The sequence below is a fragment of the Bathymodiolus heckerae thiotrophic gill symbiont genome (assembly GCF_900180345.1).
Classification (GTDB): Bacteria; Pseudomonadota; Gammaproteobacteria; order PS1; family Pseudothioglobaceae; genus Thiodubiliella.
In genome coordinates this window covers 1-10,076 of record NZ_FXLV01000053.1, presented here as the reverse complement: position 1 = coordinate 10,076, position 10,076 = coordinate 1, and the positions used below count along the sequence as shown (strand labels likewise).

The 10,076-nt window shown below is 37.9% G+C and carries 10 protein-coding genes and 2 tRNA genes; 7 read left to right on the top strand and 5 right to left on the bottom strand.

Features of this window, described 5'->3' with window-relative positions:
• Window positions 1-329: 329 nt before the first annotated feature.
• From CRYPD_RS06580 to dnaQ, 5 genes are all read right to left on the bottom strand, one after another.
• Entirely contained in the window at window positions 330-545 is a 216-nt protein-coding gene (locus CRYPD_RS06580) for a helix-turn-helix domain-containing protein (RefSeq protein WP_138146798.1), read from the bottom strand.
• Between the two features lie 299 nt (window positions 546-844).
• Entirely contained in the window at window positions 845-1,039 is a 195-nt protein-coding gene (locus tag CRYPD_RS06575; protein ID WP_138146797.1) for a hypothetical protein, read from the bottom strand.
• 65 nt (window positions 1,040-1,104) lie between these two features.
• Window positions 1,105-1,181 (bottom strand) — tRNA-Arg (locus tag CRYPD_RS06570).
• 6 nt (window positions 1,182-1,187) lie between these two features.
• Window positions 1,188-1,264: transfer RNA gene (locus CRYPD_RS06565), tRNA-Pro, on the bottom strand.
• A 48-nt stretch (window positions 1,265-1,312) separates the two neighbouring features.
• Complete coding sequence (gene dnaQ, locus CRYPD_RS06560; RefSeq protein ID WP_138146796.1) at window positions 1,313-1,978, bottom strand: DNA polymerase III subunit epsilon; 666 nt, start codon at window positions 1,976-1,978, stop codon at window positions 1,313-1,315.
• A gap of 55 nt (window positions 1,979-2,033) precedes the next feature.
• On the opposite strand from dnaQ, the gene rpoZ reads away from it, so the two are divergent.
• The 7 genes from rpoZ (at window position 2,034) to acs (ending at window position 9,929) form a co-directional block, all read left to right on the top strand.
• Complete coding sequence (rpoZ, locus tag CRYPD_RS06555) at window positions 2,034-2,369, top strand: DNA-directed RNA polymerase subunit omega (protein ID WP_138146795.1); 336 nt, start codon at window positions 2,034-2,036, stop codon at window positions 2,367-2,369.
• 349 nt (window positions 2,370-2,718) lie between these two features.
• A complete protein-coding gene (locus tag CRYPD_RS06550; RefSeq protein ID WP_138146794.1) occupies window positions 2,719-2,973 on the top strand; it encodes a DUF4212 domain-containing protein in 255 nt (84 codons plus the stop codon).
• A gap of 16 nt (window positions 2,974-2,989) precedes the next feature.
• The gene (locus CRYPD_RS06545; protein ID WP_138146793.1) at window positions 2,990-4,702 is read left to right on the top strand and encodes a sodium:solute symporter family protein; all 1,713 of its coding nucleotides are present in this window, start codon (window positions 2,990-2,992) and stop codon (window positions 4,700-4,702) included.
• Between the two features lie 234 nt (window positions 4,703-4,936).
• On the top strand, window positions 4,937-5,413 hold the full coding sequence (locus CRYPD_RS06540; protein ID WP_138146792.1) for a hypothetical protein: 477 nt from the start codon (window positions 4,937-4,939) through the stop codon (window positions 5,411-5,413).
• Between the two features lie 2 nt (window positions 5,414-5,415).
• Window positions 5,416-7,251 (top strand): putative nucleotidyltransferase substrate binding domain-containing protein, encoded by a 1,836-nt coding sequence (locus tag CRYPD_RS06535; protein ID WP_138146791.1) that lies wholly within the window; start codon window positions 5,416-5,418, stop codon window positions 7,249-7,251.
• The gene (locus CRYPD_RS06530) at window positions 7,248-7,949 is read left to right on the top strand and encodes an exonuclease domain-containing protein (protein ID WP_138146790.1); all 702 of its coding nucleotides are present in this window, start codon (window positions 7,248-7,250) and stop codon (window positions 7,947-7,949) included. Before CRYPD_RS06535 ends, CRYPD_RS06530 begins: the two co-directional genes overlap by 4 nt.
• Before the next feature lie 69 nt (window positions 7,950-8,018).
• The gene (gene acs / locus CRYPD_RS06525; RefSeq protein ID WP_171004379.1) at window positions 8,019-9,929 is read left to right on the top strand and encodes an acetate--CoA ligase; all 1,911 of its coding nucleotides are present in this window, start codon (window positions 8,019-8,021) and stop codon (window positions 9,927-9,929) included.
• The last annotated feature ends 147 nt before the right edge of the window (window positions 9,930-10,076 follow it).

Here is a 10,076-nt window from a genome sequence, read left to right as displayed (position 1 = left end):
GTCTAATTTTTGCTCAATTGTTAGATTTATTCTCTCTTTTCTGGTTTTTATTATTTGCGTCATTTTGACCTCCTTATTTTTTGTATTATAAGGCTATCTTTGTGTCTAAGAAAGTTAGATCATTACACTTTTAAAAAATCTCTCCATAACTACATTGTCCCAACCTGAGACCACTGCATTAATCCATTACAACTTATGAAACGCATAAAATAGCACCTTTTTACCCAAAAACTATACAGCAATCCTTGTAGGATGGCAAATAACTGGCTATTCTCCTCATTTTTGGATAAGAATGCACTATTTTTTTATATCCTCTAAGTCACACTGGGTTAATGCGGTGGTCTCTTAATATGTTTGTTTTTCTGTTGATGTTGCTCACAAGCAAGATTGTTAGCTTGCTTGTGGCAATAACCTCTATTGCCAGTATTACGAGATAGTTCTCGAGAAATAGTTGAGTTACTTCTACCCATTGAATTGGCAATAAAAGTTTGACTGTATCCTTGTTTTTTCAACAGGTAAATATGGTATCTTTGTTCGCAGGTCAATTGCGTATATTTTTTCCTATTTCACTCCTTTTCTTGTCAAGTTAAAGAGTGGTTAATACACTCTTTTGACCGACTAACGAGTGTTGCACTTATGATGTGAATCAAGTATCAAAGTTTTGCTAAAGCCTTGCTAGGACAGAGTTTAAAAAAAATACCAATTTGATAAAAATTGAATTTTGCCGATCATCCATACTTTATGCAAAGGTCTCTTATTTTTATAACTACAAAAGAATTGGGTGTATTACACCTGCTCAAAAGATGGCTGAGTTGGAAAAAGTGGCTTGAAATGTGTCAGACCACTACATTTTTTTTAGGCGATAATTTATCGTCAACTCAATCACAAATATCAAACCGTTATTGTTAGCAATTTGATGAAAAATCGTTAAAGTGATGATAAGCAACATTGCATTAGCCAGTTTTGGATTAATGCTAATTTGAGTGGTTTTAACTTCTGCTTTTTGCGTATTTGAGGTTGCATTACTTAAAATATACACTCATATCAAAGGTAGTAAATAAAGAAAAACCCTTGTTAAATATGTCTTAACAAGGGTTGATTGAGTGGTACGCCCTACACGATTCGAACGTGTGACCTACGGCTTAGAAGGCCGTTGCTCTATCCAGCTGAGCTAAGGGCGCAAAATATGGTCGGAGTGAAAGGATTTGAACCTTCGACCACCTGGTCCCAAACCAGATACGCTACCAAGCTGCGCTACACTCCGAAAAAACGATAATTATACTTTGTTAAGCACATTAATGTTTGATTTATTCTAGGAATGTTCAAAATAGGTATTGTGCGCTTTAAGTTCTGCTTCATTAGCCAAAATTACTTTAATTTTGGCACGATTGGTGTCAACTCTTGAAATTAAAGTTTCAGTATTTTTCTCGTTGTCATGGTTCTCGTCAAATAAATTAGTTTGTCCGCCCGTCATAGCCAAGTAAACTTGTGCCAAAATTTGTGCATCAAGCAATGCGCCGTGAACAGTACGAGCACTGGCATCAATCTCATAGCGACGACAAAGCACATCAAGATTGTGCATACCGCCAGGGCGTTGCTGTTTAGACATTTCTAATGAATCAATAACAGTGCAATTATCTTCAATGCGTTGCTCAGTGCCCATTAATGCCAATTCGTGATCTAAAAAACCAAGGTCAAAAGGGGCGTTGTGTATTACCAAGGTAGCTCCTTCAATGTATTCTAAAAATTCTTCGGCAATTTCTTCAAATTTTGGTTTGTTTTTTAAAAAACTGTCCTTGATGCCGTGAATTCGCTCAGAATCACCCACCAGACGGCTGGGTTGAATGTATTGATGGTATTCATTATTTGCTATGATTTCTCTGTTAATAATTTCAGTGCAACCAATTTCAATGACACGATGCCCTTCAGAAGGTTCAATGCCTGTGGTTTCAGTATCTAGCACAATTAGTCGTTCCATCGAATTCTATCTTCGTGTAAAATTGCCTATTTTATCGTATTTATAAGCTGAGATTATGACAAGAGTAACTGTGGAAGAGTGTTTAGATTTTGTAGAAAATCGTTTTGAATTGGTGTTAGTGGCAGCTAAGCGTGCGCATCAGTTAAGTTCTGGTGGGCACAGGTCAACCCTAGAGGTTGGCAAGGATAAACCAACTGTGGTTGCGCTCAGAGAAATTGAAGCGGGTTTGATTAACGCTTCAATCTTAACAGAAAAGTATGCTATGGAAATGGAATTAAGCGCACAAGAAAGAGTAGCAGATAACGCCAAGATGGCTGAAGTGGAAGCGGAATTATCCACCAGAGCAATTGATGAATCTTCTGATGAAATGAGCGAAGTAGTAAAGACTTAAGTGTGGTTATTTTTTCTATACAATTAAAAATGACGCATTTATGTCATTTTTTTTTGTATATCAAAAGTGCATAAACTTTTAATAGAGACCTTTGCATAAATTATGGATGATTAGCAGAATTCAATTTTTGTCAAATTGGTATTTTTTTAAACTCTGCCCTAGCAAGGCTAAGGCTAGGTTTAAAAAAAATTACCAAGTTGGTAAAAAAGTGGATTTTTAATGATTATTCATATTTATGCAAAGGTCTTTAATAATTTCTAGAAAATTATATTAGTGCTTAATGATAGTTAAATTTCCACATAATAAGTGTGTATTATTCTTAAATAATTTAATCAAGAGGAGGGTTTAAATGGTCAATAACAACAACGACTATTGGAAAGCCAATATTGCGCTTATTATTAAGTGCTTGTCTATTTGGTTTGTGGTTTCATATCTATTTGGCATTGTACTGGTAGATGTGTTAAACACAGTTAGACTTGGGGGGTATAAATTGGGTTTTTGGTTTGCACAACAAGGTTCAATTTACACATTCGTAGTATTGGTTTTTTACTATGCAAAAAGCATGGGGAAAATCGACAAAAAATTTAATGTTCACGAAAAATAATTAATGAGAGAATGCAATGGATTTACAAACATTAACAGTTTTATTTGTAGGGATAACTTTTGCAATTTATATCGGCATTGCTTTTTGGACAAGGGCAGGCTCAACGCATGAGTTTTATGTAGCGGGCGGTGGCATTCACCCTATAGCAAATGGCATGGCGACAGCGGCAGACTGGATGAGTGCAGCGTCATTTATCTCAATGGCTGGTTTAATTGCCTTTTATGGATACGGTGGCTCAGTATTCTTAATGGGCTGGACAGGTGGCTATGTGCTTTTGGCGATGTTGCTTGCGCCTTATTTAAGGAAGCATGGCTCATTTACAGTACCAGAATTTATATCCGATCGTTATTACTCAAAGGCTGCACGCGTTGTTGCGGTGATTTGTTTGATTATTGCCTCAGTAACTTATGTTATTGGTCAAATGAAAGGCATTGGCGTGGCATTTTCTAGGTTTTTAGAAGTTGAGTATGAAACTGGCTTGGTAACAGGCATGGTTATTGTTGCATTTTATGCAGTGATGGGCGGTATGAAGGGGATTACTTATACCCAGATTGCTCAATATGTGATTATGATTATTGCTTATACGATTCCAGCGGTATTTATTTCATTTATGTTAACTGGCAACCCTATTCCACAATTAGGATTGGGCAGTGAAATGGCAGATGGAACTTATCTTTTGGACAAGCTTGATCAAGTTGTTACCCAACTTGGGTTTACCGAATACACTACGCAAGCAAGGCTTAGCACGACAAATATGTTTGTTTATACTTTATCACTTATGATTGGTACAGCGGGTTTGCCACATGTTATTATGCGATTTTTTACTGTGTCTTCGGTAAAGGCGGCTCGTGAATCAGCAGGCTGGGCGTTGGTGTTTATTGCGCTACTTTATACAACAGCACCTGCGGTTGCAGCGATGGCAAGATTAAATCTAATGCAAACGATTGACCAGCCAACTCAGGCGCAAAACTTAGCATATGCAGACCGTCCTACTTGGTTTAAAAACTGGGAAAAAACAGGTTTATTGAAGTTTGAGGACAAAAATAACGACGGTTTAATTCAATACACAGGTGACAAGAAAACCAATGAAATGGTTAAAGTAGATAAAGATATTATGGTGTTAGCCAATCCTGAGATTGCAGGTTTGCCGAATTGGGTGATTGCAATTGTAGCGGCGGGTGGTTTGGCAGCCGCCTTATCAACAGCTGCTGGGTTGTTGCTGGCGATTGCCTCATCGATTTCACACGATCTACTTAAAGGTGTTTGGCGACCTAATATTTCTGAAAAAGATGAGTTAATGTATTCAAGGATGTCAATGATTGGCGCTATCTTGGTTGCGGGTTATTACGGCTTTAATCCGCCAGATTTTGCCGCAGGCACGGTTGCGCTGGCCTTTGGTTTGGCGGCATCCAGTATTTTCCCAGCACTGATGATGGGTATATTCTCTAAGAAAATGAATAAAGAAGGTGCGATTGCAGGTATGCTTTCAGGTATTGGTATTACTCTGCTATATGTGTTCCAACACAAAGGCATTATGTTTGTAAAATCAACTTCATTCTTAGGCGATATGGGTCCTAACTGGTTCTTAGGTATTGAGCCAAATGCATTCGGTGCAATTGGCGCATTGGTTAACTTTGCAGTGGCGTTTCTTGTTATGAGTCGCACCAAAAAGATACCTAAAAAGATTGAGAAGATGATTGAAAATATCCGTATTCCAGTATCTAACTAACATTTTTCAAAAGTGCTTTTCTAACACTCGGTGCTGTCGGGTGTTTTTTTATTTAAAATGAGGCCTTTGCATAAATATGGATGATTAGCAGAATTCAATTTTTGTCAAATTGGTATTTTTTTTAAACTCTGCCTTAGCAAGGCCAAAGCTGGGTTTAAAAAAATTACCAAGTTGGTAAAAAGTGGATTTTTGATGATTATTTATATTTATGCAAAGGTCTCAAAATAAGGGATTATGTTTTTCAAAAATAAACATGTAATTACTTCGCTGATAGTTGCACCTATTTTGGCAATTATGAGTTATTTTGCCGTGGATTATTATGTTGCTGAAACGCCACATAAGGCAGAAGAAGGGCAATTGTATAAAATGTTGGCAAAGCCAAATTGTCGCTGGGAAAGTGGTCAATGCGATTTAACCAACGGTGATTTGGAACTCAGTATAACGCCTGAGAATAAAATTTATGGAAAAAATAATTTTTCCCTAACCTCTTCTGTGCCCTTGAATGGTGTTAAGTTTGCCTTGGTTGATAAAAAAAATGGCCATTCATTGCCAAAGTCAATGGTTTTGCTTAAATCAGATAAAACACTGTGGCAGTCTTCTCAGGTGAGTGTAACAAAGTCGGATTTCATACAATTGGTTATTTCTGTTAATAACAGTGTTTTTTACGCCGAAGTACCTGCTATTTTTACTTATAAAGATCGAGGCTATTGATAATGGAGATTGAAGATTTAGAAATTATTGACTTTCTTAAATCAACACTACCTCTTGATAGTGCTACACCATTACAACTAAAACCTTTAGTTAAAGAAATACAAATTGCTTATCGAAAACGAGGCCATGTATTAGCTATCAAGCCTGATTTTTTATACTTAGTGCGCAAGGGTGCGGTGCTGATTGAGGATGAGAATGAAAAGTTGTTTTCTATTTTGAGTGAAAGGCAATGGTTTGGTTATAATACGCAATTGGCGCTTTATTCACACAGTTGCCAAGAAGATACACTTTATTACCGAATCCCTAAAAAGCTTTTTTTTAATCTTTTTGATGATCAATCTAGGGTCAATCATTTTTTTGTTGATGCAGGGTTAGAGGCAAGCATTAAAGCGCAAAATATTATCAAACAAAACAGTTTATTGGACAACTCAGTGCTCTCTATGTCAAGGGCTAATGATGTTTATACGGTTGATTTAAAAACAAGTATCAGCCAAGTTGCTACGCTGATGAGCGATAAACGGGTAACCTCAGTTGTGATTACCGACAATGATGTGTTGTGCGGCATTGTGACTGACCGAGCATTTTGCACAAAAGTGGCAGCTGTTGGGCTTGATGTGTCTCACCCGATTGGGGATATTATGACCCTTAATCCGATTTTTATTGAGCATTATAAAAGCGGCATTGAGGCTATGTTGTTAATGGCAAAATCAGGCATTAGGCATTTACCAATTGTTAAAAATAAGCAAGCAATTGGCATAATTACAGCTGCAGATTTGTTAAGAAAACAAAGTCATAATGTGGTTTTTCTAATTAATGAAGTTTTGGTGTCAAATACAATAGACGAGTTGAAAAAAATATCTAAGCAAGTGCCACTTTTATTGCAACATGGTTTTGATGCTAATATGGATGAGCATGATATTACTTATTCTGTTAGTTCAGTAGGAAGGTCAATTAACCAACAATTGTTAAAACAAGCAGAAGTATTGTTTGGAGACCCACCTATTGCTTACGCTTGGGTGGTGGCAGGCTCCTTGGCAAGATCTGAGCAAATTGCGCATTCTGATCAAGATAATTTATTAATTTTATCTGATGAGTATGATGAGCGTTTGCATGGTGATTATTTCTCTAAACTGGCTCAGTATGTTTGTGATGGCTTAAACGCATGTGGATATGTATTTTGCCCAGGCGATGTGATGGCAATTAATCCCAAGTGGCGACAAAGTGTTGCTGTTTGGCGTTCTTATTTCAATCAATGGATTTCATCTCCTGACCCTAAAGCACTTATGTATGCCAGTATATTTTTTGATTTAAAGTGTATTTACGGCACACCTGAGTTGTTAAAAGATTTAATGACAGAGGTTTTTACTAAAACGCGTCAAAATACAATTTTTCAGTCACATATGGCACACAATGCCGAGCACTACAAACCTCCTTTGGGATTTTTTAGAAACTTTATACTTGAGGATAATGGTGTTAATAAAAAATCATTAAATTTAAAGAAAAAAGGCGTGGTGCCCATTGTTGACATTGCCAGAGTGTATGCTTTGTCACATGGGGTTAGGGCGGTTAATACTCAGGGAAGACTAAGGGAATTGGCAGATGTTGGTGGGTTGAGTGCTTCGGGTGCAAAAGAGCTAATTGAAGCGTACAAATTCATTAACTTGGTGAGAATAAAACATCAATCTCGGCAAATAAAAACCAATCAATCAATTGATAATTTAGTGCCTACCATTGAAATATCGTCCCTAGACCAAAAACACCTAAAAGATGCTTTTAGTATTGTCTCGAATATGCAAGCAGCGATGAGTTCGCAATATCAAACTTCGATATTATTATGAAAGACCTTTGCATAGTTATACAAAGATTTTTCCCAAAATATTATCAAAAGTCTTTATTAAAAAAACCAAATTTATCCAAGCCTTTGATTGACTATTTATCCACCCCTTTAATTAGCCAAAACACATTAATTGAAGAGATTGAGTTTTTGGTGCTTGATTTTGAAACAACGGGGCTGAATGCCAGCAAAGAAAAAATAATAAGTATTGGCTACACAGTGATTAAAAATCTGCATTTATTGGCTTCATCCAGTCGGCACTTGCTTGTCAATCCTAAGCAGTTGTTGAAAGAGGAAAATGTCAGTATTCATCAATTAACCGATGACAATCTACAACAAGGTGTGTCGTTGCAAAATGCTATGGATGAGTTGTTTAGCGTGATGCGTAATAGGGTAGTGGTAGTACATTTTGACAAAATTGAAAAAAACTTTATCAATCATGCGTGCCACCATTTGTATCAAATTAATCGTTTGCCAATGATAATGCTGGATACTTTACAAATAGAAGCTAGGAAAATGTCAAGATTTCAAGGTTACATACAAGGCGATAATTTGCGTTTGTTTACCTTGAGAAATAAATATAATTTGCCGAGATATAAAGCGCATAATGCCATGCAAGATGCTATTGCCACTGCTGAGTTGTTTTTGGCGCAGGTGGATTATATGGGTGAGGTAAAATCCATTAAACTACATCAAGTTTAACAAATAGTTTTCTAAAAAATTAGTTTTTAGGTATTATTCATTCCTCTATTTTTAAAGCGAGTTAATATTATGTACCCCATTGCAAAATCAGACAAAACACCTCTTATCGATGAGAGAGCTTATGCAACAATGTACCAAGATTCAATTGAGAATTCGGATGAATTTTGGGGTAAACAAGCCAAGACATTTTTAGATTGGGACAAAGACTGGGCGCAGGTTTCTAATATTGATTATACTAAGGGTCAAATTGAGTGGTTTAAAGGCGGCAAGTTAAATGTGGCTTATAATTGTATTGATCGTCATTTGCCACAACGCGCCAAGCAAACAGCAATTATTTGGGAGGGGGATAACCCAGAAGTTAGCCAAAAAGTCACTTATCAAGAGCTTCACGACGAAGTGGCAAGACTCGCTAATGGATTGAAAAAACTCGGTGTTAAAAAAGGCGACAGGGTTTGTATTTATATGCCGATGATTTTGCAGGCGAGCTACGCTATGCTGGCTTGCACACGAATTGGTGCTATTCATTCAGTGGTATTTGGTGGATTTTCGCCTGAGGCGCTCAAAGACAGGATTTTAGATTCTGAATGTAAGGTGGTTATTACTGCCGATGAAGGTTTGCGTGGTGGTAGGGCTACGCCACTTAAAGCCAATGTTGATAAAGCACTGGCAACTTGTGATTGTGTTGATACTGTGATTGTCGTGCAAAATACCAAGGGCGAAGTAGCGTGGGGCGAGCGAGATATTTGGTATCATAATTTGGTGGCAGATATGTCGAGTGAGTGCCCATGTGAGCCGTTTGATGCAGAAACCCCATTGTTTATTCTGTACACTTCGGGCTCAACAGGCAAACCAAAAGGCGTGGTGCATACAACAGGTGGTTATCTGCTCTATGCCGCAATGACACACAAATATGTATTTGATTATCAAGAAGGCGATGTGTATTGGTGTACAGCAGATGTTGGCTGGGTAACGGGGCATTCTTATATTGTTTATGGTCCGCTGGCAAATGGCGCAACTACGCTGATGTTTGAAGGTATCCCGACTTATCCAGATGCGTCTCGTTTTTGGCAAGTGATTGACAAACATCAAGTTAATTCATTCTACACCGCACCGACTGCCATTCGTGCATTAATGGGTGCAGGCGATGAGTTTGTGGACAAAACCAATCGCTCTAGCCTCAGAATTTTAGGCACAGTGGGTGAACCAATCAACCCTGAAGCATGGGAATGGTATTATCATAAAATTGGTAATGGCAATTGCCCAATCGTTGATACTTGGTGGCAAACAGAAACAGGTGGGCATATGATTACGCCACTACCATACGCTACTGCATTAAAACCCGGTTCAGCCAGCAAGCCCTTTTTTGGCATCGATCCGCAAGTGGTAAACGAAAAAGGCGAAGTACTGGAGGGAGAGGCCGAGGGGATTTTGGTGATAGCCAAGTCTTGGCCGGGGCAAATGCGCACCCTTTATAACAATCACGAGCGTTTTATGGAAGCCTATTTTTCTACTTTTCCAGGCAAATATTTCGCAGGTGATGGCGTAAAACGAGATGCAGACGGATATTATTGGATTACAGGTAGAGTTGATGATGTTTTAAATATCTCAGGACATCGCCTAGGCACGGCAGAAATTGAGTCGGCTTTGGTGCTACATAAAAAAGTCTCTGAGGCGGCAGTGGTTGGCTATCCACATGATATTAAAGGGCAAGGAATTTATGCCTATGTGTCCGTTATGAATGGCGTTGAACCAACTGATGAATTAAAAATTGAACTGGTCAAACAAGTTCGTGGCGAAATCGGCCCGATTGCCACAGTTGATAAAATTCAATTCGCCCCTAGCCTGCCAAAAACCCGTAGTGGTAAGATTATGCGTCGTATCTTACGCAAGATTGCTGAAAATGATTATGACAATTTGGGCGATACTTCTACGCTAGCAGAGCCAGAGGCGGTAGATGACTTAATTCAAAACAGAATTTAGTAATGAGACCTTTGCATAAATAGTCAACCCTTAAAAACCACACAACAAACTGATTTATAACAATAAAACCACAATATATCACAGACAAATCAACCAGATTTTGATAAAATACCCTATCTTTCTTGGTCGTTTTGCTGATAAAAAATG

What these genes read in the sequence shown, in the direction of transcription:
- rpoZ (WP_138146795.1), top strand. Translation starts at nt 2,034, where the DNA reads ATGACAAGAGTAACTGTGGAAGAGTGTTTAGATTTTGTAGAAAATCGT.
- CRYPD_RS06530 (WP_138146790.1), top strand. Translation starts at nt 7,248, where the DNA reads ATGAAAGACCTTTGCATAGTTATACAAAGATTTTTCCCAAAATATTAT.
- CRYPD_RS06535 (WP_138146791.1), top strand. Translation starts at nt 5,416, where the DNA reads ATGGAGATTGAAGATTTAGAAATTATTGACTTTCTTAAATCAACACTA.
- CRYPD_RS06545 (WP_138146793.1), top strand. Translation starts at nt 2,990, where the DNA reads ATGGATTTACAAACATTAACAGTTTTATTTGTAGGGATAACTTTTGCA.
- CRYPD_RS06540 (WP_138146792.1), top strand. Translation starts at nt 4,937, where the DNA reads ATGTTTTTCAAAAATAAACATGTAATTACTTCGCTGATAGTTGCACCT.
- CRYPD_RS06550 (WP_138146794.1), top strand. Translation starts at nt 2,719, where the DNA reads ATGGTCAATAACAACAACGACTATTGGAAAGCCAATATTGCGCTTATT.
- acs (WP_171004379.1), top strand. Translation starts at nt 8,019, where the DNA reads ATGTACCCCATTGCAAAATCAGACAAAACACCTCTTATCGATGAGAGA.
- dnaQ (WP_138146796.1), bottom strand. Translation starts at nt 1,978, where the DNA reads ATGGAACGACTAATTGTGCTAGATACTGAAACCACAGGCATTGAACCT.